Annotated in this window: 21 protein-coding genes; 14 read left to right on the top strand and 7 right to left on the bottom strand. The window is 70.9% G+C overall.

What is annotated here, in order from left to right; all coding sequences use genetic code 11:
* Window positions 1-149 precede the first annotated feature (149 nt).
* Entirely contained in the window at window positions 150-533 is a 384-nt protein-coding gene (locus ASF53_RS22820; protein WP_056204326.1) for a VOC family protein, read from the top strand.
* A 12-nt stretch (window positions 534-545) separates the two neighbouring features.
* Here ASF53_RS22820 and pyrF read toward each other — a convergent pair whose 3' ends face one another.
* Window positions 546-1,238 carry an orotidine-5'-phosphate decarboxylase gene (gene pyrF / locus ASF53_RS22815; RefSeq protein ID WP_056204323.1) on the bottom strand — a complete coding sequence of 231 codons (693 nt, stop codon included), beginning with the start codon at window positions 1,236-1,238 and terminating at the stop codon, window positions 546-548.
* A 459-nt stretch (window positions 1,239-1,697) separates the two neighbouring features.
* Between pyrF and ASF53_RS22810 the strand changes: the two genes are divergently transcribed.
* Window positions 1,698-3,089 (top strand): alginate export family protein, encoded by a 1,392-nt coding sequence (locus ASF53_RS22810; RefSeq protein ID WP_286134655.1) that lies wholly within the window; start codon window positions 1,698-1,700, stop codon window positions 3,087-3,089.
* 112 nt (window positions 3,090-3,201) lie between these two features.
* On the opposite strand, the gene ASF53_RS22805 is transcribed toward ASF53_RS22810, so the two are convergent.
* The 3 genes from ASF53_RS22805 to ASF53_RS22795 all read right to left on the bottom strand — a co-directional run bounded on the left by ASF53_RS22805 (window position 3,202) and on the right by ASF53_RS22795 (window position 4,443).
* Window positions 3,202-3,828 (bottom strand): uracil-DNA glycosylase family protein, encoded by a 627-nt coding sequence (locus ASF53_RS22805; RefSeq protein ID WP_056204320.1) that lies wholly within the window; start codon window positions 3,826-3,828, stop codon window positions 3,202-3,204.
* A gap of 79 nt (window positions 3,829-3,907) precedes the next feature.
* Window positions 3,908-4,198, bottom strand: a complete 291-nt coding sequence (locus ASF53_RS22800; protein ID WP_056204317.1) for a type II toxin-antitoxin system RelE/ParE family toxin — start codon at window positions 4,196-4,198, stop codon at window positions 3,908-3,910.
* Window positions 4,195-4,443, bottom strand: coding sequence for a type II toxin-antitoxin system ParD family antitoxin (locus ASF53_RS22795; protein ID WP_056204314.1), 249 nt, complete (start codon window positions 4,441-4,443; stop codon window positions 4,195-4,197). Before ASF53_RS22795 ends, ASF53_RS22800 begins: the two co-directional genes overlap by 4 nt.
* A gap of 21 nt (window positions 4,444-4,464) precedes the next feature.
* On the opposite strand from ASF53_RS22795, the gene ASF53_RS22790 reads away from it, so the two are divergent.
* From ASF53_RS22790 to mqo, 10 genes are all read left to right on the top strand, one after another.
* Complete coding sequence (locus ASF53_RS22790) at window positions 4,465-4,731, top strand: Rossmann-fold NAD(P)-binding domain-containing protein (protein ID WP_056204311.1); 267 nt, start codon at window positions 4,465-4,467, stop codon at window positions 4,729-4,731.
* A 136-nt stretch (window positions 4,732-4,867) separates the two neighbouring features.
* Complete coding sequence (zwf, locus tag ASF53_RS22785) at window positions 4,868-6,358, top strand: glucose-6-phosphate dehydrogenase (RefSeq protein ID WP_056204308.1); 1,491 nt, start codon at window positions 4,868-4,870, stop codon at window positions 6,356-6,358.
* Between the two features lie 247 nt (window positions 6,359-6,605).
* Window positions 6,606-7,982, top strand: a complete 1,377-nt coding sequence (locus ASF53_RS22780; RefSeq protein ID WP_056204305.1) for an SWIM zinc finger family protein — start codon at window positions 6,606-6,608, stop codon at window positions 7,980-7,982.
* The gene (locus ASF53_RS22775) at window positions 7,982-9,556 is read left to right on the top strand and encodes a DUF5691 domain-containing protein (RefSeq protein ID WP_056204302.1); all 1,575 of its coding nucleotides are present in this window, start codon (window positions 7,982-7,984) and stop codon (window positions 9,554-9,556) included. Before ASF53_RS22780 ends, ASF53_RS22775 begins: the two co-directional genes overlap by 1 nt.
* Window positions 9,553-10,653: an ATP-binding protein gene (locus tag ASF53_RS22770; RefSeq protein WP_056204299.1), complete on the top strand. Its 1,101-nt coding sequence runs from the start codon at window positions 9,553-9,555 to the stop codon at window positions 10,651-10,653. The genes ASF53_RS22775 and ASF53_RS22770 overlap by 4 nt, the downstream gene beginning before the upstream one ends.
* A 322-nt stretch (window positions 10,654-10,975) precedes the next feature.
* Window positions 10,976-13,297, top strand: a complete 2,322-nt coding sequence (locus ASF53_RS22765; RefSeq protein ID WP_056204296.1) for a DUF5682 family protein — start codon at window positions 10,976-10,978, stop codon at window positions 13,295-13,297.
* Window positions 13,294-14,457: a VWA domain-containing protein gene (locus ASF53_RS22760; protein ID WP_056204293.1), complete on the top strand. Its 1,164-nt coding sequence runs from the start codon at window positions 13,294-13,296 to the stop codon at window positions 14,455-14,457. Before ASF53_RS22765 ends, ASF53_RS22760 begins: the two co-directional genes overlap by 4 nt.
* Before the next feature lie 205 nt (window positions 14,458-14,662).
* Window positions 14,663-15,763 carry a YcxB family protein gene (locus ASF53_RS22755; RefSeq protein ID WP_156635784.1) on the top strand — a complete coding sequence of 367 codons (1,101 nt, stop codon included), beginning with the start codon at window positions 14,663-14,665 and terminating at the stop codon, window positions 15,761-15,763.
* Entirely contained in the window at window positions 15,760-16,464 is a 705-nt protein-coding gene (locus tag ASF53_RS22750; protein ID WP_056204288.1) for a hypothetical protein, read from the top strand. The genes ASF53_RS22755 and ASF53_RS22750 overlap by 4 nt, the downstream gene beginning before the upstream one ends.
* Window positions 16,465-16,660: 196 nt before the next feature.
* Window positions 16,661-18,313, top strand: coding sequence for a malate dehydrogenase (quinone) (mqo, locus tag ASF53_RS22745; RefSeq protein WP_056204859.1), 1,653 nt, complete (start codon window positions 16,661-16,663; stop codon window positions 18,311-18,313).
* Window positions 18,314-18,337: 24 nt separating this feature from the next.
* Here mqo and ASF53_RS22740 read toward each other — a convergent pair whose 3' ends face one another.
* Both ASF53_RS22740 and ASF53_RS22735 read right to left on the bottom strand, forming a co-directional pair.
* The gene (locus ASF53_RS22740) at window positions 18,338-19,480 is read right to left on the bottom strand and encodes an AI-2E family transporter (RefSeq protein ID WP_056204285.1); all 1,143 of its coding nucleotides are present in this window, start codon (window positions 19,478-19,480) and stop codon (window positions 18,338-18,340) included.
* A gap of 64 nt (window positions 19,481-19,544) precedes the next feature.
* Entirely contained in the window at window positions 19,545-19,997 is a 453-nt protein-coding gene (locus ASF53_RS22735; protein ID WP_056204282.1) for a molybdenum cofactor biosynthesis protein MoaE, read from the bottom strand.
* Window positions 19,998-20,146: 149 nt separating this feature from the next.
* On the opposite strand from ASF53_RS22735, the gene ASF53_RS22730 reads away from it, so the two are divergent.
* Window positions 20,147-21,169, top strand: a complete 1,023-nt coding sequence (locus ASF53_RS22730) for a gamma carbonic anhydrase family protein (protein ID WP_056204279.1) — start codon at window positions 20,147-20,149, stop codon at window positions 21,167-21,169.
* A 48-nt stretch (window positions 21,170-21,217) separates the two neighbouring features.
* Entirely contained in the window at window positions 21,218-22,210 is a 993-nt protein-coding gene (gene mbfA, locus ASF53_RS22725; RefSeq protein ID WP_056204276.1) for an iron exporter MbfA, read from the top strand.
* A 4-nt stretch (window positions 22,211-22,214) separates the two neighbouring features.
* On the opposite strand, the gene ASF53_RS22720 is transcribed toward mbfA, so the two are convergent.
* Window positions 22,215-22,901 (bottom strand): DsbA family protein, encoded by a 687-nt coding sequence (locus tag ASF53_RS22720; RefSeq protein WP_056204274.1) that lies wholly within the window; start codon window positions 22,899-22,901, stop codon window positions 22,215-22,217.
* Between the last annotated feature and the right edge of the window lie 34 nt (window positions 22,902-22,935).

Here is a 22,935-nt window from a genome sequence, read left to right as displayed (position 1 = left end):
TCCCGTCCTGTCTGATCCGAGTTCGAACCCTGGTATCGGACGGGCGCGGCGAGGGCGAGCGCCTGCCTCGTGAACGCCCTCATCGTTCTTGATCTGTTCGATCGTGCATCCTACCGTTTCCGCCCCTTGAGTGGAGCGGAAACGCCGTGATGCAGCCCTACCTCACATTCGGAGCCCGCGACGCCGCGACCGCCCACGCCTTCTACGACGCCGTTCTGGCGACAATCGGCTGGGGCATGCATGCCGAGTTCCCGAGATGGCGCGGATACTCGCTGGCGGGGCGCGGCGAGGGACTGATCCTGTGGGTCTGCACGCCCTTCGATGGCAGGGAGGCGAGCGCCGGCAATGGCACGATGATGGGCCTCCCGGCGCCCTCGCCCGCGGCGGTCGATGCGTTCCACGCCGCCGCCCTGGCCCATGGCGGAACCGATGAGGGGGCACCGGGTCCGCGGCCGCATTACGGCCCGAACTGGTACGCCACCTATCTCCGCGATCCGACCGGCAACAAGCTCGCCGCGGTGTTCAACGGCTGAGCCGGCGGCGCGTCAGACCATCTCGGCAACGATGCGCTGCGCGACGGCACGGGGATCTTCGGCGCCGGTGATCGGGCGTCCGACCACGACATGGTCGATGCCCGCCGCCCGCGCCTGCCCCGGCGTCATCACGCGTTTCTGGTCACCAGCCTCCGCGCCCGCCGGGCGGATGCCGGGCGTCACGATCAGCCCCGACGGGCCGATCCGGTCGCGCACCGCGCCGGCTTCGGCCGCCGAGCAGACGATGCCGTCGATGCCGATCTCGGCCGCCTGCGCCGCGCGGCGGGCCACGAGGCCGGCGACGGGGAGCGCGTAGCCGGCTTCGGCCGCGTCGGCGTCATCGTAGGAAGTCAGCACGGTGACGGCGAGGATCTTCAGGCCCGCCCCCCGTCCGCGCACGGCCGCGCGCATGGTCTGCGGATAGGCATGCACCGTCAGGAAGGTCGCGCCGAACGCGGAGGCCGAGCGCACGCCTTCCTCGACGGTGTTGCCGATGTCGTGGAGCTTGAGATCGAGGAAGGTCTTCTTGCCGCTCTTGGCCAGCCGCGCGGCGAAATCGAGCCCGCCCGCATAGGCCAGCCGGTAGCCGATCTTGTAGAAGGTCGCCGCGTCGCCGATGCGCGCAACGAGCCGCTCCGCCTGCTCCACGTCGGGCAGGTCGAGGGCGACGATCAGGCGGTCGCGGGGGTCGGCACTCTCCGGCATCGGGCTCTCGTTACGTGGATTGAGGCGCGCCGGCAGCGATCCTCCCAAGGAGGGCCGTCTGTCAACGGTGGATCTCGGGTGGGGCGAGAGGTCGGCGCACCCGTCGCGCGATGCCTTCACCGTGAAATTCCACCGTTGTGGCGGATTAAATACTGTTCTTCCTCGTAGCTCGGAAGCGAAAGATTGCTCCCGCCCACGCCCGATTCATGCGCGAAGAACACCTCTCGCCGCCTGGAAAATTGGCATACTTTTCTGTTTTAACGCCAAGCTCTAACGAACATAATCCTGAACAATCCGACGAAAATTCAGTGTCGAGGAGTTCCTGTGTTCGGTGTGTTCGGGGCTAACCTGCAGCAAGCTTACAGATTCGATGGTTTTGGAAGATGCGGCCGCGTGCTTCACGCGGGACGACGGTCCGCGCCTCGTCCCGTGGCAGGCCTGATTCCTCTCGCGGCTGTGATGAGCGGCCTGCTTCCGGCGGCGGCCTTCGCGCAGGTCGCGCCCGGCCAGGCCCTGCAGCAGAAGCCCGCCTTCGCCCTCTACGAGGCTCTGGGCAAGCCGGAGAACTGGAAGATCCATGGCAGCTTCCGGCCGCGGGCCGAAGGGCTCGGTGGGCAGTTCCGCCCCGCCCCCGCGCCGGCCACCAACGATCTGTTCTCGATGCAGACCACCCTGTTTGCCGAGTACGACACCGGCCCGGTGCGGTTCGGCGGCGAGGTGTTCGACAGCCGCGCCTATTTCCAGCGCCGGAACTCGAACTCCATCGCCACCACGGAGGTGAACGCGTTCGAACTCGGCCAAGCCTATCTCGGCTTCGACATGGCGGATGTCGCGGGCATCGGCACCGTAAGCACGCTCACCGTCGGGCGCTTCACGCAGAATGTCGGCTCGCGCCGCCTCATCGCCCGCAACCAGTTCCGCAACACTATCAACGCCTTCACCGGCATCGCCTACGACTGGGAAAACGCGGCCAGGGACCGGCTGCGGCTGTTCTACACCCTGCCGCATTACCGCCTGCCGGATGATCGCGCCGGCATCCTCAGCAACAGCGTCGCGTGGGATCACGAGGGCTTCGACACGCAGCTCTTCGGTGGCATCTTCACCAAGGCGGGCGTGTTCGGCGGCATTCTGGAGGCTTACGGCTACGGCCTGCTCGAACGGGATTCCGGCTCCCAGCTCGAAGGCATCCGGACGCGGGACCGGCGCCTGTTCACGCCGGGCTTCCGGCTCTACCGCGTACCCAAACCGGGGCAGTTCGATCACGAACTCGAAATGGTCGGTCAGGTCGGCGTCGCGCGCAACACCGCTGCCGTCACTGATGTCACCGACGTGCCCGTGTCGGCCTATTTCGTGCACGCCGAGGCCGGCTACACCTTCGAGACCGCGTGGGCACCCCGGATCTCGCTCCACTACGACCATGCCAGCGGCGACAGCGCCAACCCGAACCGCTACACCCGCTTCGACACGCTCTACGGCGCGCGGCGCTTCGATTACGGCCCGACGAGCCTCTACGGCGCCGTGCAGCGGGCGAACCTGATCTCGCCGGGCGTCCGGTTCGAGGTCGCGCCGGACCCGGATTGGGACGCCTTCGTCGACTACCGCAGCCTCTGGCTCGAAAACCCGAGCGACAGCTTCGCGGCGACCGGGGTGCGCGACCGGACCGGCCGCTCCGGAACCTTCGCCGGCCACCAGATCGAGGGGCGGGTGCGCTATTGGCTGGTGCCGCGCGCGGTCGTGCTCGACAGCGGCGTCGCCTACCTCCTCAAGGGCGACGTCCTGCGCAACGCGCCGAATGCGCCAGACACCGGCGACACGATCTACGGCTACATGACGACGACGTTCTTCTTCTGAACGCGTTCCGACGAAGGGATCACCGGCCCGTCGAGAGAAGGCGCATCGAAAGAAAGACCGAGAGCCGCAGCCCGCCCGATGCAGTCGGGACGGCTGCGGCTCCGCGCGGATGTCATCCCGCGTCCATCGCCTTCGCCACCTCGGCGCGCAGCACCGGCAGAAGCTCCGCCTCGAACCACGGATTCGTGCGGAGCCAGCCGTTGTTGCGCCAGGAGGGGTGGGGCAGGGGCAGCACCCGCGGCCGAGCCGAGGCGTCGAGGATTGCGCGCCAGCCCGCGACCGTCTCGGTGAGCCCGCCGGGCCGGGGGCCGAGATGCCAGGCTTGCGCGTACTGGCCGATCACCAGGATCAGGTCGAGCTGCGGCAGCCCGGCGAGGAGGTCGGCCCGCCAGGTCGGCGCGCATTCCCGCCGCGGCGGCCGGTCGCCGCCCTTGGCGTCGAGGCCGGGGAAACACGCGCCCATCGGTAGGATCGCCACCCGCGTGGCATCGTAGAACCCCGCCTCGTCGAGGCCGAGCCACGCCCGCAGGCGCCGGCCCGACGGATCGCTGAACGGGATGCCGCTGCGATGCGCCCGGTTGCCCGGTGCCTGGCTCGCGATCAGCAGCCGCGCGGTGGCGCTGCCCTGGACCACGGGCCGCGGCTCGTGCGGCAGGGGCGCCCCGTAGAGGGGCGCGTCGCGGCAGATCCGGCAGGCGCGCAGGCGGGCGGCGGTGGTCTCGAAGGCCTTACTTGGCATGGCCCCGAGATGGGGCCGATCGCGCGTCCGCGCGATGCGTCACCGCGCCCGGGGCGCATCGGCTCAGCCGCGCGGCCCTTCAGAGATGGCGTTTGAAATCCATCCGCCGGTGAAGGATGCGGATGACCTCGATTCCGCCCTCGGCGCCCCTGCGATAAAACAGGATGTGCGATCCCACGGAGAGGCGGAGATAGCCCTTGCGGATCTCGTCGGCCCCCCGGCCTCGGGCCGATCCCTCGGCCAATCGCGTGAAGCTTGCGGCCAGAAGGCGGATGTAACGGTCGGCCTGATCCTGACCCCAGCGTTCGGCCGAGTCGTCCCAGATCCGGCCGAGATCCGCACGGGCTCTCGGCGAGAGGCGGACGCTCACCCCCGGACCGCGCCGGCGCGCTTCTCCCGGAGGAAAGCCTCGGTATCGAAGGGTTCCGGTGGACCGCTCTCCTCACCCTCGATCAGGGCGGATCGAAGCGTCTCAAGGGCGGCCTCCCGCTCTTCGAGGAGGCGAAGCCCGGCGCGAACCACTTCGCTCGCGGAGCCGTAGCGCCCCCCTTCGACCTGACGGTCGATGAACTGTGCGAAATGCTCGCCGAGCGAGACGGACGTGTTTCGCGTCATGGGCACCCTCCGAGCGGCAGGGTGTACCCGATTTTGGTATTTCGCAATCCCGGACAAGCCGGCGCCCAGGGCCGCGCTCGCGAAGTCCTCCTGCACGGGGCGGCCGGCATCCGGGCGCTGGCTCAAGGGCTGTTCGAGGGCTTCAAGGAGCGGGGCATCCACGTCGCGACGGTGGCGGGCTTCGTCTCACCCGGCTCGGGGGAGGCGGAGGAAGTGGCCGAGCGGTACTGGCAGCGACACAGCGAGCCGAAGGACGGCTGGAGCCCGGAGACGGTCGACACGCCCTGATGCAGGCCGTCCCGTGCCGGAGGGCTTCGATCGACGCCCTCGGCACGAACAGGATCGCCCGCGCAAGCTTGGCATGAATCGCGCTGGCCCTACCTCACTCCTGCGCGCATCTCCGGCGCGCCGAGGGAGGCCCGGCTTGGCAGGATCGCGCACGTCACGGCTCGGGGCGGGCGTCGGCCCGAAATATCCGCAGGTCGTCGTCCTCGTCGGCGCCACCGGCGACCTCGCCCAGCGAAAACTCCTGCCTGGCCTGTTCCACCTGTTCAGCGCCGGCTTCATCCCCGATCTGCGCATCGTCGGCGTGTCCCTCGACGACCTCGGCGTCGAGGCGTTCCGCGAACGCGCGCACAAGGCGATCGACCAGTTCTTCACCCGGCAGGCCCGGGACGGGGAATGGTCGGCCTTCGCCGAGCGGCTCGACTATGTGCCGCTCTCGGCCGGCGCCGAAGCACTCGCCGCGGCGGTGGCCCGCGCCGAGGCGGGTCTGGCCGAGGCGCATCCCGGCCAGGAGAGCCGGCGCCTGCATTATCTCAGCGTGCCGCCGGCCGCGGCGCTCACCGTGGTGCGCCTGCTCGCCGAGGCGGATCTGGCGGCGGGCTCGCGCATCGTCATGGAGAAGCCGTTCGGCACCGATCTGGAGAGTGCGGTGGCACTCAACGACCGGCTGCACGAGGTCTTCTCCGAGGATCAGATCTTCCGCATCGACCACTTCCTCGGCAAGGAGCCGGCCCAGAACATCCTGGCCTTCCGTTTCGCCAACGGCCTGTTCGAGCCGATCTGGAACCGCACCTTCATCGACCACGTGCAGATCGACGTGCCGGAGACGCTGGGCCTCGGCACCCGCGCCGCCTTCTACGAGGCGACCGGCGCCTATCGCGACATGGTGGTGACCCACCTGTTCCAGATCCTCGGCTTCATGGCGATGGAGCCGCCGACCTCGCTCGAACCCGGCCCGATCTCGGAAGAGAAGAACAAGGTGTTCCGCTCGATGCTCCCGCTCGACCCGCGGGAGGTGGTGCGCGGGCAATATGCCGGCTACCGGGCCGAGCCCGGCGTCGATCCGCAATCGGACACCGAGACTTTCATCGCCCTCAAGTGCCGCATCGACAATTGGCGCTGGGCCGGGGTTCCGTTCTTCCTGCGCACCGGCAAGCGGATGGCCGAGGGGCAGCGCATCATCTCGATCGCCTTCCGCGAACCGCCCAAAAGCATGTTCCCGGTCAATTCGGGTGTCGGCGCGCAGGGGCCCGACCACCTCACCTTCGATCTCGCCGACGCCTCGAAGATGTCGCTCTCGTTCTACGGCAAGCGGCCGGGTCCGGGCATGCGGCTCGACAAGCTCTCGCTCCAGTTCAACATGAAGGACACCGGCCTGATGGGCGAGGTGCTGGAGGCCTATGAGCGGCTGATCCTCGACGCCATGCGCGGCGACCATACCCTGTTCACCACGGCCGAGGGCATCGAGCGGCTGTGGGAGGTCTCGACGCCGCTGCTGGAGGCGCCCCCGCCGGTGCGGCTCTACGCGCCGGGCTCCTGGGGGCCGAAATCGATCCACCAGCTCGTCGCGCCGCAGGCTTGGCGCCTGCCCTTCGAGCGAGAATGGCGCAACACCGACGAGCAGGAGTGAGCGCGAGGGAGAAATCACGCGTCACAGCCTCATGGCACCGGTCGCATTGTCGCCCATGCGATCATCGGTGATCGGCGCCGGCGGATATGCTGGAATAATTCTCAGAATAATCTTAGATTATCCGCTTCGGGGCGATTGCCGGCTCATGAAACAGGAGAGAAGTCCGCATCAAACTTGCCCACCGGTCTGATTTGTCTAGACTGATCCTATCGCCCGATTCGATGGACGGACATCACACCGCCGCCGCATGAGCCTGACGACTGCCCAGATCCTCGATCTCGCCCCCGACGCGTCGAGCCGCAAGGCCGGGCAGGATCAGGCGAAACCGCAGAAATGGGCCGGTCTCGGCCGGGCGGGAACGGTGATCTGGGGCGAGATCAAGGGCAGCGGCGCGAGCCCCTACCGCACGGTGGCGGATCTCGCCGGACCGGCCTCGAAATGCACCTGCCCGAGCCGAAAGTTCCCCTGCAAGCACGCGCTCGGCCTGATGCTGGTCGATGCCGCCGCCCCGGTCACGGAGGCCGAGCCGCCGGACTGGGCCACCGCCTGGATGAAGGGCCGCGAGAGCCGCGTCGCCGCCGCCGAGACCCGGGCGAAGGAACCCGCCAAGCCCGTCGATGAGCGGGCGCAGGCCAAGCGCCGACAGGCCCGCGAGGACCGGGTCGCGGCGTCGCTGGACGAACTCGATCTCTGGCTGCGCGACCTGATGCGGCGCGGGCTCGCCGCCGCGCGCTCCGAACCCTACGCCTTCTGGGACCGCATGGCCGGGCGCCTCGTGGATGGGCAGGCCCCCGGCCTCGCCCGCCGGGTGCGCGCCCTACCGGGGCTGATCGCGGCGGCGCCTCAAGCCGGCGCCCCCCGGCCGGAAGCCGCGCTCGGGCTCGGCCTCGGCCGGCTCGCCCTGCTGCTCCGGGCCGCGCGGCGCCTCGACGCCCTGTCGCCCGAGCAGGCGGCGGGCGTGCGCGCCGCGCTGGGCTACCCCGTCACCGCCGAGGAGATGGCCGCCCGGCCGGACCAGACCGACACCTGGGCGGTGCTGGCCCACGCGGTCGAGGACGAGGATCGCCTCACCGCCCGCTCGGTCTGGCTCGTCGGCCGGACGAGCGGCACCCTGGCCCAGGTGATTGATTACGGCACGGCCGGATCGCCCCTGCCGCCGGCCCCCGCCGCCGGCCAGGATTTTTCCGGGGCGCTCGCCTTCCAGCCCGGCGACCCACCCTTGCGCGCCGTCTTCCGCGAGGGCCGTGCCGGCCCGGCGGAACAAGCCGTGCTGCCGGGCGCGGCCAGCATCGCGGCAGCGCGAGACGTCTTCGCCGAGGTGTTGGCCCGCGCACCCTGGTGTGAGCGCTGGCCGGTGCGGCTCGCGAATGTGCGGCTCGGGCGCCTCGCCACCGCGGCGTCCGGCGGCAAGACGGCCTTCGCGGCGGGGGACGAGACCGGCAGCCTCGCGCTCAAGGCCGATCCGCGCCTTCCGAGCCTGCTCGCGGTGGCGGCAGGCCGGCCGGTCGATCTGTTCGGCCTCTACGACGGCTACGGCCTCCACCCGCTCGCCCTCGTGACGGAGGGCCGCCTCTACGCGATGCCGGCGCAGGGTGCGCAGCCCGTGCTGTTGCAGGTCGCCTGATGGAGGCAGCCGATCGCGCAACGGATGGCTGGGAGCCGACGCTCGCCGCCGCGCTCCTCGGGGCCGAGCGCGCGCCGCTTAGCCAACCCAATCCGCTGACCGCACTCGTCATGGAAAGCGATCCCGCTGCCGCCCTGCTGGCGCGGCTCGCGGCGGAGGGCGTCCACCATCTCGCCGGCACGGAACTCGGGCCGGAAGCGCTGGCGCCGACCGAACCGCGCGACGCCTTCGGCCCCGAATGTCCGCCCGCCGCTGCGACGCGGCTCTACGGCCTCCTCACCGAAGGCATCAGCGCGCGCACCCGCATCAAAGAATGGTTCGAACTCGCCGCCGCGACGGGCGTGCGCCCGCCCGCTTGGCTGTTCCAAGTGCTGACGCAGCAGCGCGACAGCCTGCCGGCGACCGCCTCCTCCGTGATCGGCGCCGAACTCGACTGGCTCGCCCGCGCCTGCGGCGAGACCCCGACCGAGACGTCCGAGGCAGCGGACTGGACGGAAGGCACGGTGGCCGAGCGCCGCGCCGCCTTCACCGCCTTTCGCGCCCGCGATCCGGAAGGCGCCCGCGCCGCCCTGGAACCGGTCTTCCGCAAAGAGAAGGCCGATGCGCGCGAGGCTTTGGTCCACGCCCTGGCGACCGGCCTGTCGCCCGCCGACGAGCCCTTCCTCGAGGCCTGCCTCGACGACCGGGCCGGCGGTGTGCGGCTCGCCGCGCAACACCTCCTGCCGGGCCTTCCCGGCTCGCGCTACGCGGAGCGTATGGCGGCCCGCGCCCGCGCCGCCCTGAGCGTCGAGAGCAAGCGCAAGCTGCTTGGCGGCACCACGCATAGTCTCGTCGTGACCCTGCCGGAGGAGAGCCCGGACTTGGTCCGCGACGGCGTCGAGATCAACAGCTGGGAGCGGCGCGGCGGCGGTGCCCGTGCCGGGTTGCTGCGGGCGATCCTGGCGCGCGCGCCGCTCCAGTCCTTCGCCGCGCATCCGCCGCGGCTCTGGATCGAGCTGGCCCTGCGCAGCGAGTGGGCCGACCCGGTCTTCCACGGGCTGTTCTCGGCAGCCAAGCGCACCCTCGACCCGGCCTGGGCGGAGGCGATGGCCGACATCACCGCCGAGGCCTACGAGGGCAAGGTCTCCGGGGTCCGCCGCACCAACGAGGTTCTCGGGATGTGGGCGGAGGCGCTCGATCTCCTGCCCGACGCCGCCTGGGAAGCCCGCGTCGCGGCGCTGATCCGCGCCCGCAAGATCGAGGTGGTGCTGGCCGTGCTGGGCCAAGGCCCGGAGCACTTTTCGGAAGACTTCAGCGCCACGTTGCTCGACTGGCTCGCCTTCGTCACCCGCGGGTCGGATGCCCTGCGGCGCGATCTCGCCAAGCCCTGGGTCATCGCCCGCCTCGGCGACCGGCTCTGGCCGAGCGACGACAGCGCCGCCTCCGCCGCCGCGATCCTGGCGCGCCTGCCGGAGGGGGAGGGTGACCGCCTGCACACGCAGCTCACGGGATTGACGAGCGTGCTGGACTTACGCGCCGCGATCCGGCGCGACTTCCGACCGGAGACCACCACAGGGGGGACGGCTCAAGGATGACATCGACCAACGGAGTCAAGGCCACGCAGCTTCGCCAATCCGCCGAGGATGCCTTCGCCGAGGAGATCGCGGCGCTGCGCGAATCCGACGACCGGCCGCGCCCGCCGAACTGGCAGATGTCGCCGCAGGCCGTCGTCACCTACCTGCTCGGCGGCAAACTCCCGTCGGGCTTCGAGGTCACGCCGAAGTATATCGGCGACCGGCGCCTGATGGAGGTCGCGGTGGCGACCCTTGCCACCGACCGGGCGCTTCTGCTCCTCGGCGTGCCGGGCACCGCCAAGAGCTGGGTCAGCGAGCATCTGGCGGCGGCGATCTGCGGCACCTCGCGCCTGATCGTTCAGGGCACCGCCGGCACCAGCGAGGAGGCGATCCGCTACGGCTGGAACTACGCGCTGCTGCTGGCCAAGGGCCCGAGCCGCGAGGCGGTGGTGGCCTCGCCGATCATGCGGGCGATGAACGAGGGCCGCATCGCCCGCGTCGAAGAGCTGACCCGCATCCCCTCCGAGACGCAGGACAGCTTTATCACCGTCCTCTCGGAAAAGACCCTGCCGATCCCCGAGCTGAACGAGGAGGTGGCGGCGCAAAAAGGCTTCAACCTCATCGCCACAGCCAACAACCGGGATCGCGGCGTCAACGAATTGTCGAGCGCGCTCAAGCGCCGCTTCAACACCGTAGTGCTGCCGCCGCCCGCCACGATCGAGGCCGAGATCGCCATCGTCGAGACCCGCGTCGCCGCCCTCGGCCGCGCCTTCGAGATCCCCGCCGAGCCGCCGGGCGCCGAGCAGATCCGCCGCGTCGTCACGATCTTCCGCGAATTGCGCGAGGGGGTGACGGCGGATGGCAAGAGCAAGGTGAAGCAGCCTTCGGGCACGCTCTCGACGGCGGAGGCGATCAGCGTCGTTGGCAGTGGGCTGGCGCTCGCCGCGCATTTCGGCGACGGCCGCCTCTCGGCGCACGACCTCGTCTCGGGGATCGCCGGCGCCGTGGTGAAGGACCCGGTGCAGGACGCCATCGTCTGGCGCGAATACCTCGAAACGGTGGTCAAGGAGCGCAGCGACTGGAAAGACTTCTACAAGGCCGCCCGCGCGAGCGCGTGACCGCCGAACCTCAACCCTCCCCCCATCGGATCTTGGGCCTGCCCAAGATCCGCAAGCATCTGCCCAAGTCGGGCAGGCCCGACTTAGGTGGGGAAGGGTGCCCGCGGAGCGGGCGGGAGAGGGGCAGCGCGACGGTGACCATTTCAGTCGGCGCCGAACCAGCGGAAGCCGGGTTTCCCTCACCCGACCCCCTTCGGGGGCCACCCTCTCCCGCAGAGGGGAGAGGGAAGGCGCGGCGGCCGATGCAGCGCCCAAGCCTCATTCCGCCTAACCAACGAGGACAATCATCGCATGAGTCTTCGCACCGCCACACCGAGGCGCGATGCCTGACATCCGCCTCTTCGGTATCCGCCATCACGGCCCCGGCTCGGCCCGCTCGCTCAAGGCGGCGCTCGACGCGCTCAACCCCGACTGCCTGCTGATCGAGGGCCCGCCGGACGCCGATGCGCTGATCCCGCTCAGCCTCCACGAGGCGATGGCGCCCCCCGTCGCGCTCCTCGTCTACCGGCCGGACCAGCCGCGAACATGCGCCTTCTTCCCCTTCGCGGCCTTCTCGCCGGAATGGGTGGCGATGCGCTTTGGAGTAGCGGCGGGCGCGGCGGTGCGCTTCATCGACCTGCCGCACGCGATCCAGCTCGCCGAGGGCTTTGGCGCACCGGAAGCCCCGCCCGAGGCCGCGCCGATCGATGCGGAGCCGGTCGCCGAGGCGGCCGAAGCCCCATCCGGGGACGCCCCGGCACCGGCCGCGATCCGGCGCGATCCGCTCGGCGAACTCGCCGCACTCGCCGGCTATCCCGACGGCGAGCGCTGGTGGGACGCGCTGGTCGAGAGCCGCGCGGGTGCGGACGGCGACGTCTTCGCCGCGATCCATGAGGCGATGGCGGCCCTGCGCGAGGGCGCCGAGCCCGACCCCGAGGAGGCGTTTCGCGAGGAGGCGCGCGAGGCGCATATGCGCGCGGCGATCCGGCGGGCGGCCAAGGACGGGTTCGAGCGCATCGCCGTGGTCTGTGGCGCGTGGCACGTCCCGGCGCTTGCCCGCCATGACGCCAAGGGGCAAGCCAGCGCCGACACCGCGACCCTGAAAAACCTGCCCAAGACCAAGGTCGCCGCGGCCTGGGCGCCCTGGTCCTACGAGCGGCTGGCCTTCGCCTCCGGTTACCGCGCCGGGGTGCTCTCGCCGGAATGGTACGACACCCTGTGGCACCATGAGGGCCGCGTCGCCGCCCGCTGGCTCGCCCGCGCCGCCGCGCTGCTGCGCGAGAACGATCTCGACGCCTCGCCGGCCTCGGTGATCGAGGCGGCGCGGCTCGCCGAGGCGCTGGCAGGTTTTCGCGGCCGGTCCCGGCCCTCCCTCGACGATCTCGATGAAGCGGCGCAGGCCACACTCTGCTTCGCCGATCCGGCGCCGATGGGGCTGATCCGGCGCAAGCTCGTCATTGGCGAGCGCCTCGGCGCCACCCCGCCGGACAGCCCCGGCACCCCGGTCGAGACGGATTTCGCGGCCCAGTGCAAGCGCCTGCGCCTCAAGCCGGGCGCTTCCGCCGGCGAGATCACCCTCGACCTGCGCAAGGAAACGGATCTCGCCCGCAGCCATTTCCTCAACCGGCTCGCCCTGATCGGCATCCCCTGGGGCACGCGGCGCGAGGCGCGCGGGCGCGGCACCTTCAAGGAGGGCTGGTTCCTCGCCTGGGAGCCGGAATGGGTGGTGGAGTTGGTGGCGGCGTCGGCCGAGGGCGGCACGGTCGCCGAGGCTGCCGCTGGCCGGGTGCGGGTCCGGGCCCGTGAGGCGACCCGCGTCGCCGACCTCTCCGGCCTGATCGGCACCCTGCTCGACGCCGATCTGGCCGACGCCACGGCGGCGGTGATCCGCGCGCTCAACGACCGCGCCGCGGTCTCGGCCGATGTGTTCGACCTGATGGACGCGCTGCCCGCGCTGGCCGAACTCGCCCGCTACGGCTCCGTGCGCTCCTCCGACACCGAGCCGGTGCTCGCGGTGGTGCGCGGCCTTGTCCCGCGCGCCGCCGCCGGGTTGGTCGCGGCCTGCCAGAGCCTCGACGACGACGCGGCGGCCGCCGCCAAGGCGCGCATCGTCGCCGTCTCGGGGGCGGTCGCGCTGATCGAGGAGCCGGAGCTGAAGGCGGTCTGGGGGGAGGCGCTGCGGGCGCTGGCCGATCAGGAGCACGTCCACGGCCGTGTCGTCGGCCGGGCCGTGCGTCTGCTGTTCGATGACCGCGCCATCGCCGCCGCGGAAGCCGGCGAACGCCTGCGCCTCGCCCTATCGCGGGCCTCGGGCGCGGGGCCGGCCGCCGCCTGGATCGAGGGATTCCTGGAAGACAGCGGCACGGTGCTGATCCACGGGCGCGAACTGCTCGCGGTGGTCGATGACTGGCTCTGCGGCCTCGACGCGGATCTCTTCACCGAATTGCTGCCGCTGGTGCGCCGCACCTTCGCGACCCTGGCGCCGGCCGAGCGCCGGGCGGTCGGCGAAGCCCTGGCCCGGCCGGGCGGGACCGCTCCCGGTGAGGCGGCGGGCGCGCAGGGCTTCGATGCGGCGCGCGCGGCCAAAGTGCTGCCGATCCTGCGCCTTCTGCTCGGCCCCGAGCCGGCCCGAACCGCTGATGACACCACCGGAGACGCCGCATGAGCGAGCGGGAAGCGGAACGCCTGCGCCGCTGGCGCCTCGTCCTCGGCGGCGGGGCGGCCGAGGGCACCGGCTGCACCCTGAGCGAGCGCGACGGGCGCCTCGACCGGGCGATGGGCGCCCTCTACGATTCCGACCGCAAGGGGGGTTTGGGCGCCTCCGCCCCCTCCGTGCCGCGCTGGCTCGGCGACATCCGCGACTATTTCCCGGCCTCCGTGGTGCAGGTGATGCAGCGCGACGCCTTCGAGCGGCTCAACCTCAAGCGGATGCTGACCGAGCCGGAGATGCTGGAGGCGGTCCAGCCCGACGTCTCCCTTGTCTCGACCCTGATCTCCATGCGCGGCCTGCTCGGCGGGCGCACCAAGGAGACGGCCCGCCTCGTGGTGCGCAAGGTCGTGGAGGCGCTGATGAAGCGGCTGGAGGAACCTCTGCGCCAAGCCGTGAGCGGGGCGATCGACCGCGCCAGCATCAACCGCCGCCCGCGCCATGCCGAGATCGACTGGAACCGCACCATCCGGGCGAACCTGCGCCATTATCAGGCGGAGTACCGCACCATCATCCCGGAAACCCGCCTCGGCCATGGGCGGAAAAGCCGCGGATCGCTCAAAGACGTGATCCTGTGCATCGACCAGTCGGGCTCGATGGCCAATTCCGTGGTCTATTCCAGCATCTTCGGGGCGGTGATGGCCTCGCTGCCCGCGGTCTCGACCCGGCTCGTGGTGTTCGACACCGAGGTGGTCGATCTCTCCGACGCCATGGACGATCCGGTCGAGGTGCTGTTCTCGGTCCAGCTCGGCGGCGGCACCGACATCAACCGGGCGGTCGGCTATTGCGCCTCGCGCATCACCCGGCCCGAGGACACGGTGCTGGTTCTGATCTCCGATCTCTACGAGGGCGGGGTCGAGGCCGGGTTGCTGGCTCAGGCGCAGCGCCTCGTCGGGGCGGGCGTGCAGGTGGTGGCGCTCCTGGCCCTCTCCGACGAGGGCGCGCCAGCCTATGACCGCGGGCTGGCCGCGCGGCTCGCCGCACTCGGCGTGCCCGCCTTCGCCTGCACGCCGGACCTCTTCCCCGACATGATGGCGGTGGCGATCCGCAAGCAGGATCTCAACGCCTGGGCCGCGGGCGCCGGCATCGCCGCGGTCCCGGCCGCCCAGGACGGCTGAGCGAGCGCCATCCCCGAAACCCGCATCCGGGAGTTTCGTCCTGCCCGTCGTCCCGTCCCTCTCCGGCCGCCCGCCCGTTCCGGAGGCGCCGCTCACGTTTGACGCCCCGCTCATCTTCGAGCATCGCGTCACCGGGGGCCTCTACGCACAGAGGGGGCCGCTCGCGGCGCAGCGGCGGCGCATCCTCACGCTCGGCCTGCCGGTGGTGTGGTTTTTCATTCTGCTCGGCGCGGTCTCGGGCTGGGCAACGTCGGGCGGGCGGCGCAGCCTGTCCGCGTTCTGGCGCGACCTGTCCGGCTTCGATCCGCTGCCGCTCGCGGCCTACCTAGTCCTGATCACCCTCGCCCTGCTCGCCTTTTACGCGCTCCACCCCTGGTTCGCCCGCCGCCGGGTGCGGGCCCTGATGGGGCCGCCGGGCGGTGGTGGACAGGATTCGGGCCACGATCCGGGTCCGGTGCCGGTGCGCTACCGGCTCGACGGCGCCGGGCTGACCCAGACCGCGCCGCATCTCGTGGGCTTCGTGCCCTGGCCGCGCATCCGCGACCTCGCGGAGGACCGGCACCATCTCTTCCTGCCGACGGAGATCGGCGACGTTCCGATCGTCCTGCCCAAGGCGTCCCTGAGCCCGGAGAGCGCCGCCGGCATCCGGCGCTGGATGCAAGCCTGCGCCGGCCGAACCGCCCCGACGGCGCCGCCGGCCGAACCGGCCACCGGGCCCGAGGCCGTGCGCGCCACGATGCGCCTGACGCCGGAGGAGCGGGTGCCGATCATCCTGCGCGCGCTGGAGAATCCTTTAGCCCGCCGCGCCCGGCTCACCGGCGCCGCCGCGTGGCTCGTGGGCCTGACCCTGCTCTACCCCGCTCTGCTGGCGATGCTCTGGGCGGTCGATCCCGACCGGGTGCCGTTCTCCGACGCGCTGCCGCTCTTCGTCGAAATGGTCGCGAGCGATTTCTGGAAGCCCGCCATCGGCGTCGCGGTGGTGATTGCCCTGTTCTTCGCGGCCCACCCCTTCGCGCGCCGCTGGCTCGCGCGGGAGCTCGCCGCACAGCTCGACGCCGAGGAATCCCCCGCCGAGGCCGAGATCGTGATCGACGAGGCCGGCCTCACCACCGCGAAGGACGGCGCCCACGCTCATCTCGGCTGGCCGCTGTTTCGCCGACGCGAGCGGATCGGCGACCTGATGATCCTGCCGATGCGCTGGGACGAGATGCTGCCCGTGCCGCTGCGAATCTTCGAGCCTGAGGCGCGCGCCCGCTTCGAGGCGCTGGCCGAACGCCACGTTCCCACGGAGACCCGCGCCCAATGACCGACGCGCCCGCCCCCCACCGCCCGCGCACGGCCCTTCTCGCCGCCTGCCTGTTGCCGTGCCTGCTCGCGATTGCTCCGGCCTGGGCCGAGGAGACGCCGGATTCCACCGAGGCGCCTGCACCGGACGCGGCCACGAACGGGGCGGATGCCCGGCCGGGTCCGACGACGCTGCGCCTCGATCAGGGTTTCAGGCTCGACCTGCCGCCGGGCTGGGTGCTGGAGGGTGCCAATGACGATCCCGGCGACGCCTCCGGCCGGCGCGTGGTGCGAATCCTGTGTGAGACACCCGCTTGCGCCCGCACCAAGGAGGCCTGCACCCTGCGCCTGCGCACCGCCGCGGTCGAGGGCGGGGACGACGCGGCCCGCCTGGCCGGGCTCTATACGTCGCCGCTCGCCCGCTACCTCCGCCTGCGCGCGGTCCTGAAGAGCACGAGCAAGGGTGCCACGATCCGAAGGCCGCTCGGGCCCGAGCGATTCGGCCCCCGCGACTGGATCGCCGTCGAGACCGAGGCGGCGCCGCGGTTCAAGTCGGGCCTGTTCGCCGAGACCGTGATCGACGGCCGCTATCTCGGAGCGATCTGCAAGACCTGCGAGACCGGCGCCGTCCGCCACGGGGCCGCCCGCGCCCTGCTGGGGAGCGTCCGCCGGGTGGAACGCGCGGCAGCTCGCTTGAGGGCTTGCCCAGGGACCGGCGGGTGACCTGGGGTTGGCCTGACAATCGGCCGAGAGTGTTCAAGGTTTCAGGGCATAGCAGCCATGTAATCGGCGGGTTGTCGCTCGCCCAAGCGTGTTGTAGCGGACCTATCGGGCCAATAAATTTTTGAGCGGCACGAAAAATAAAATGAGCTCTGACGATAAACTGCATATTCGTTCCGCTAATATGCAACATAGTCTGATGCCAATGAACCGGCGTCACGTTCTCGGCGGCGCGCTGGCGGGTCTGGCGGCGACGGCTCTGCCGGTTTCGCCCCTGCTCGCCGCGGGCGAGCCCCGGAAGGTCGACGTGCTGCTGATCGGCGGCGGCATCATGAGCGCGACGCTCGGTGTCTGGCTGCGCGAGCTCGAGCCCGACTGGTCGCTGGAGATGATCGAGCGGCTCGACGGCGTGGCGCTGGAAAGCTCCAACGGCTGGAACAATGCCGGCACCGGCCACTCGGCCCTGGCGGAGCTGAACTACACGCCGGAGGATTCCAAGGGGAACGTCCAGATCAACAAGGCCGTCGAGATCAACGAGGCCTTCCAGGTCACGCGCCAGTTCATGGCCTGGCAGGTCCAGAAGGGCGTGCTGAAGAACCCCCACACCTTCATCAACTCCACGCCCCACATGAGCTTCGTCTGGGGCGACGACAACATCACCTTCCTGCGCAAGCGCTACGAGGCGCTCAAGGCGAGCCCGCTCTTTGCCGGGATGGAGTTCTCGACCGACCCCGAGCAGATCAAGAAGTGGGTCCCCCTGATGATGGAGGGGCGCGACCCGAAGCAGAAGGTCGCCGCCACGTGGTCGCCGCTCGGCACCGATTGCGAGTGGGGCGAGGTCACCCGCCAGCACATCGCCGCGCTGAAGAGCGGGCCGAAGTTCGACCTGCGCCTCTCGACCGAGGTCGAGGGCTTCGAGCGTAACAAGGACGGCACCTGGCGCGTCACGTCGAAGAACCTGAAGGACGGCAGCCGCCACACGGTCGATGCCAAGTTCGTGTTCATCGGCGCGGGCGGCGGCGCCCTGCACCTGCTTCAGGCTTCCGGCATCCCCGAGGCCGAGGATTATGCCGGCTTCCCCGTCGGCGGCTCGTTCCTCGTCACCGAGAACCAGGAGGTGGCGATGCGCCACCTCGCCAAGGCCTACGGCAAGGCCTCGGTCGGCTCGCCGCCGATGTCCGTGCCGCATCTCGACACGCGGGTGCTCGACGGCAAGCGCGTGATCCTGTTCGGACCGTTCGCGACCTTCTCGACCAAGTTCCTAAAGGAAGGCTCGTATTTCGACCTGCTGACCTCGACCACCACCAGCAATGTCTGGCCGATGGTCCGCGTCGGCGTCGAGCAATACCCGCTGATCGAGTACCTGGCCGGCCAGGTGATGCTCTCGGACGAGGACCGCTACCAGGCCCTGCGCGAGTACTTCCCCGACGCGAAGAAGGACGAGTGGCGCCTCGTCCAGGCCGGGCAGCGCGTGCAGATCATCAAGCGCGATGCGGAGCGGGGCGGCGTGCTCAAGCTCGGCACCGAAGTCGTGAGCGCCAAGGACGGCAGCATCGCCGCCCTGCTCGGCGCCTCGCCGGGCGCCTCCACCGCTCCGCCGATCATGCTGAACGTGCTGGAGAAGGTGTTCGCCCAGAAGGTCGCCACCCCCGAATGGCAGGCGAAGATCCGCCAGGTCGTACCGAGCTACGGCACGAAGCTGAACGGCGATCCGCAGCGGGTCTATCAGGAACTCGCCTATACCAGCGAGCACCTGCAGCTCACCCCGCCGCCGCAGATCGGCACCCCGACCCAGCCGACGCCCGCATCCGAATTGGGGACCGTCAAGCCGGTCCCCGATATGGCGCCGTAAGGTGACCGGGGCCGGAGCGGAGCATCAGGCCTCCGCTTCGGCCCCGTCCTCGATATAGAGTTCTTCCAGCAGCACCTTGATCACGGCCACCAGCGGCAGCGCGAGCGCCACGCCCCATAGGCCGAACAGCACGCCGAGCAGGAGCTGGCCGGCGAAGATCGTCGCCGCCGGCAGGTCGAGGGCGCGGCGCTGGATGAACGGGGTGAGTCCGTAGCTCTCCGCCGTCTGCACCGCGAGATAGACGCCGAGCGCCCCGAGCAGACCGTTCAGCCCCGAAGCGAGGCTGCTCAGCACGATCACCAGACCCGCGATCAACGGCCCGATGGTCGGCACGAAGGCGAGCAGGCCCGCCTGGAGCCCGAGGATCAGAGCGCCGCCGATCCCGAGGAAACTCAAGCCCGCCCAGGTCAGCACGAAGATCGCCGCCATGGTCACGAGCTGCCCGAACAGCCAGTGCCGCAGGGTCTCGCCCGACCCGTCGAGGACGCGCGCCCCCTTCTCGCGGTGGCGCGAGGGCACGAGCCGCAGGGCGCCGTCGCGGTAGCTGCCCGGATCGGCAGCGATGGCGACGCCGAGGAAGACGATCACGAGGACGTTGCCGAGCGCGTTGAACAGCGCGATCACCACGGTCGCCGCCGGCCCGAGCACGCTGCCGGCATCCGACAGGAGCGAACCGGGACTCTTGAGGGCGCCCGAGGCGAGGCCGGCGAGGCCGCCCTCCTTCTCGTTCTTGTCCTTGCCCTGGCTCTCTGCGCCCTGACCGGCATCCGCCGGAGCCCCCTGCGACAGGTCGATCTCGATGCCGCGCTCCTTCAGCCAGTCGCGCACCGTCTCCGATTGCTGGCGCACCGTCGTGCCGAGTTCGCGCGCCTGACTCGCCACGGTGGCGCCGCCGAAGGCCGAGAGCCCCAGCGCGAGCGCGGCGAGCACGAGGCAGGCGAGGGCAAGGCGCCACCCGCGCCCGATCGGCAGCACGTAGCCGAGGCCCCGTGTCACCCCGTCGAGGAAGACGGCGAACAGGATGCCGGAAAAGATCAGCAGCAGCGTCGCCGCCGCGGTCCAGGCGAGCCAGAGGGCGGCGGCGAAGGCCACGACCGCGATGCCCGCGGCCGCGAGGCGCCGCGCGCCGGGCGGGTTGGCCGGCGGGCTGAAAGGGGGAGCCGTCATGGTTCGGGGGATCCGTTCGCGGTTCGGGCGGGGCCGCAGGGGCCCCGGGACAATCGATGATCTGTCAGGCCCAGGCTTGGGCGGCGGCGGCGTCGGCCTCCGTCGCCGCGACCCAGCCGCCGGTGGTGCCGTCGGCGAGGTGTTCGCGCTTCCAGAACGGGGCGCGGGTCTTGAGGTAATCCATCAGGAAGTCGGCGGCGGCGAAGGCGGCCTTGCGGTGGGGCGAGGCGCTGACGACGAGGACGATGCCCTCGCCCGGCCGCACCAGCCCGTGGCGGTGGATCACCCGCAGCGCCTGGACCGGCCAGCGGGCGCGCGCCTCCTCGACCACACGGGCGATCTCGGCCTCGGCCATGCCGGGATAATGCTCCAGCTCCAAAGCGGCCAGCCGGCCCGCCTCGTCGCGGCAGAGGCCGGAGAAGGTCACCACCGCCCCGGCCCGGCCGGCCAGTTCCGCCTCGATCCGGGCGATCTCGGCGGCGGTGTCGAAGGGCTCGGACTGGATGCTGACCGTCATGACCCACTCTTCGGCAAGGCGTACGCGGCGCAAAAGGATCGGCCCGAGCGTTTTCGCGCCGGGCCGTGACCCCCTTTGCCCGTGAGCCTATATGGCTCAACAAGAGGACCGCGCCACCGGCGCCGTTTCGACGAACAGCGAGCCGCGACGTGACGCCCGAACTGATCCTGCCCTACGACGGCATCCTGCCCGTCTTCGCCAGCCGCCCCGTCTGGTGCGGTCGCGCCAGCACCGTGATCGGCGCCGCCATCCTCGGCCCCCAGGCCTGGCTCGGCGACGACAGCGTGATCCGCAGCGACGGCCAGCCGATCACCGCGGGCGAGCGCTTCTGGCTCGGCGCCCGCTCCACCGTCCACATCGCCACCGAATCGCTGCCGACGCAGATCGGCGACCGGGTCACGGTCGGCCGCAACGCCGTAGTGCATGCCTGCACCGTCGGCTCGGACGTGGTGATCGAGGACGACGCGATCATCCTCGACGGGGCGATTGTCGGCGACAGCGTGCTGATCGAGGCGGGCGCCACCATCTTCCCCCGCTCCAAGCTCGAGAGCGGCTTTGCCTATGGCGGCAACCCGGCCAAGCGCCTGCGCCCGGTGACGCCGGAGGAACTGGCCGAGCGGGCCGAGCGCCTGCGGGAGGCGTCGGGCGAGGCGTCAGGCCCGCCCGCGCAACCCGAACCGCCGGAAACCGAGGCCAGCGTGTTCGTGGCCCGCACCGCGCGGCTCTCCGGCCGCATCGCCCTCGGGGCCGGATCGACGGTGCTGTTCTCCTGCGAACTCGCCGCCGAGGTCGGGCCGATCGTGGTCGGCGCCGACACCAACATCCAGGACAACACCGTGATCCGCAGCCGCGGCGAGGGCGTGGTGATCGGGCGCGACACCACGATCGGCCACAACGTGCGCATGGCCGATTGCCGGATCGGCGCCCGCAGCCTCATCGGCATCGGCTCGGTGCTGGCGCCCGGCACCGTGGTGGCCGACGACGTGATGCTGGCCGGCGGCTCGACCACCGATCCCGGCCAGTTGCTGGAGGGCGGCCATCTCTGGGGCGGGCGCCCGGCCCGCATCCTCGGCACCCTCGACCCGACGAAGCGCGCGATGATGAGCCACATCGTCGAGGGCTATTGCCGGCACGGGCGCGAGTACCGGCTGCTGCAGGAGCAGGAGGGGTAAGGCCCTCCACGCCCTCTCCACCGCACCGTCCCCGGAGTCGACAGAGCCATGATGAGCCGTCTCTCGATGCTGACGCTCGGCGGCCGGAAACGGTTCGACGATCTCAGCGAGCAGGAGATCCTGGCGCTCGCGATCGGGTCCGAGGAAGAGGACGGCCAGATCTACCGCGCCTATGCCGGGCGCCTGCGCGGCGATTACCCCCATTCGGCCGCCCTGTTCGACGCGATGGCGGAGGCCGAGGACGCGCACCGCCGCCGCCTGATCGACTGCTACAAGCAGCGGTTCGGCGACTTCATCATCCCGATCCGGCGCGAGCACATCGCCGGCTATTACAGCCGCAAGCCGGTCTGGCTGATGCACCATCTCGGGCTCGACCGCGTCCGGGAGGAGGCCGCCGCGATGGAGCGGCAGGCGCGCGACTTCTACCTCGCCGCCGCCCGGCGCTCGACCGACGCCGACACGCGCCGCCTGCTCGGCGACCTCGCCGCGGCGGAGAGCGCGCACGAGCGGACGGCCGAGGCGCTGAGCGAGCAGCATCTCGACGGAGCCGGCCGCGACGCGGAGGATGCGGTCGCGCATCGCCAGTTCATCCTGACCTGGGTCCAGCCGGGGCTGGCCGGACTCATGGACGGCTCGGTCTCGACCCTCGCCCCGATCTTCGCCACCGCCTTTGCCACGCAGAACCCGTGGACGACCTTCCTCGTCGGCCTCTCGGCCTCGATCGGCGCGGGCATCTCGATGGGGTTCACCGAGGCCGCGCATGACGACGGCAAGATTTCCGGGCGCGGCTCTCCGCTGAAACGCGGCCTCGCCTCCGGCCTGATGACCGCGCTCGGCGGCCTCGGCCACGCGCTGCCCTACCTGATCTCGAATTTCTGGCTGGCAACCGGCATCGCCTTCGCCGTGGTCTTCGTCGAACTCTGGGCCATCGTCTGGATCCAGAACCGCTACATGGAGACGCCCTTCCTGCGGGCCGCCTTCCAGATCGTGCTCGGCGGCGCCCTCGTGCTGGCGACGGGCATCCTCATCGGCGGCGCTTAAATCGCTACCCGCAGGCGATCTGATCGCAGCGCCGCATCGCCCCGATCATCTTCGCCAGCGACTTCACGCCGGGATGGCCGAGCACGCCGGTATTGCCGAGGACGTAGGAGGGCGTCGCGGTGAGGCCGAGATTGGCCGCGATGTTCATGTGCGCGCGCATTGCCTCGCGCACCTCGTCGCTGTCGGCGATCTGTTCGAGTTCGGCCCGCGGCACGCCGGTCTTCGCGCCGATGTCGAGCGCCTTGAGCCCGTCGATCTGGCCCTTGGTGGCGAGAAGCTGGCCGTAGAAGGCGAAGGCCGCCGCCGAGCCGAGCTTGCGCTGGACCGCGAGCGAGACCTTCGCCGCCTGGGCCGACATCGGCGAGAGGATCGGGTTGTGGACGAGGCCGATGCGGAGGGCCGGGTCGCTGGCGGCGAGCGCGGTGACGTCGGCGGCGGCCTTTCGGCACCACGGGCAGTTGTAGTCGAAGAACTCGTAGAGGGTCACCTCGGCCTCGCGGGGGCCGACATAGGTGACGCCGCGCAATTCCTGGATCTGCCCGGTGATCTCGCCGGGCAGCCGCATATTGGCCACCGGCCGGCCCTCGTCGTTCTCGACCTTGAAGGTCTGGCCATAGCTCTGCGCGGCGGCAGGGCCGGCGATCGCAAGGCCGAGCGAGGAGGCGAGGAAGCGGCGGCGAGAGAGGGGCATCGGCAACGGACCAGCGGGTGGTGAGGCGGGCGGA

The sequence above is a fragment of the Methylobacterium sp. Leaf123 genome (genome assembly GCF_001423405.1).
Taxonomy (GTDB): Bacteria; Pseudomonadota; Alphaproteobacteria; order Rhizobiales; family Beijerinckiaceae; genus Methylobacterium.
Note: the sequence above shows the minus strand (reverse complement) of the source record. Positions and strands in the feature narration are given on the sequence as shown.

Excerpts from the sequence above, each read along its gene's own strand:
- ASF53_RS22795 (WP_056204314.1), bottom strand. The coding sequence starts at position 4,443 with ATGACGCGAAACACGTCCGTCTCGCTCGGCGAGCATTTCGCACAGTTC.
- ASF53_RS22765 (WP_056204296.1), top strand. The coding sequence starts at position 10,976 with ATGCCTGACATCCGCCTCTTCGGTATCCGCCATCACGGCCCCGGCTCG.
- ASF53_RS22775 (WP_056204302.1), top strand. The coding sequence starts at position 7,982 with ATGGAGGCAGCCGATCGCGCAACGGATGGCTGGGAGCCGACGCTCGCC.
- ASF53_RS22750 (WP_056204288.1), top strand. The coding sequence starts at position 15,760 with ATGACCGACGCGCCCGCCCCCCACCGCCCGCGCACGGCCCTTCTCGCC.
- ASF53_RS22780 (WP_056204305.1), top strand. The coding sequence starts at position 6,606 with ATGAGCCTGACGACTGCCCAGATCCTCGATCTCGCCCCCGACGCGTCG.
- ASF53_RS22820 (WP_056204326.1), top strand. The coding sequence starts at position 150 with ATGCAGCCCTACCTCACATTCGGAGCCCGCGACGCCGCGACCGCCCAC.
- ASF53_RS22805 (WP_056204320.1), bottom strand. The coding sequence starts at position 3,828 with ATGCCAAGTAAGGCCTTCGAGACCACCGCCGCCCGCCTGCGCGCCTGC.
- ASF53_RS22770 (WP_056204299.1), top strand. The coding sequence starts at position 9,553 with ATGACATCGACCAACGGAGTCAAGGCCACGCAGCTTCGCCAATCCGCC.
- ASF53_RS22760 (WP_056204293.1), top strand. The coding sequence starts at position 13,294 with ATGAGCGAGCGGGAAGCGGAACGCCTGCGCCGCTGGCGCCTCGTCCTC.
- ASF53_RS22735 (WP_056204282.1), bottom strand. The coding sequence starts at position 19,997 with ATGACGGTCAGCATCCAGTCCGAGCCCTTCGACACCGCCGCCGAGATC.
- ASF53_RS22740 (WP_056204285.1), bottom strand. The coding sequence starts at position 19,480 with ATGACGGCTCCCCCTTTCAGCCCGCCGGCCAACCCGCCCGGCGCGCGG.
- mqo (WP_056204859.1), top strand. The coding sequence starts at position 16,661 with ATGCCAATGAACCGGCGTCACGTTCTCGGCGGCGCGCTGGCGGGTCTG.
- pyrF (WP_056204323.1), bottom strand. The coding sequence starts at position 1,238 with ATGCCGGAGAGTGCCGACCCCCGCGACCGCCTGATCGTCGCCCTCGAC.
- ASF53_RS22720 (WP_056204274.1), bottom strand. The coding sequence starts at position 22,901 with ATGCCCCTCTCTCGCCGCCGCTTCCTCGCCTCCTCGCTCGGCCTTGCG.
- ASF53_RS22810 (WP_286134655.1), top strand. The coding sequence starts at position 1,698 with ATGAGCGGCCTGCTTCCGGCGGCGGCCTTCGCGCAGGTCGCGCCCGGC.
- mbfA (WP_056204276.1), top strand. The coding sequence starts at position 21,218 with ATGATGAGCCGTCTCTCGATGCTGACGCTCGGCGGCCGGAAACGGTTC.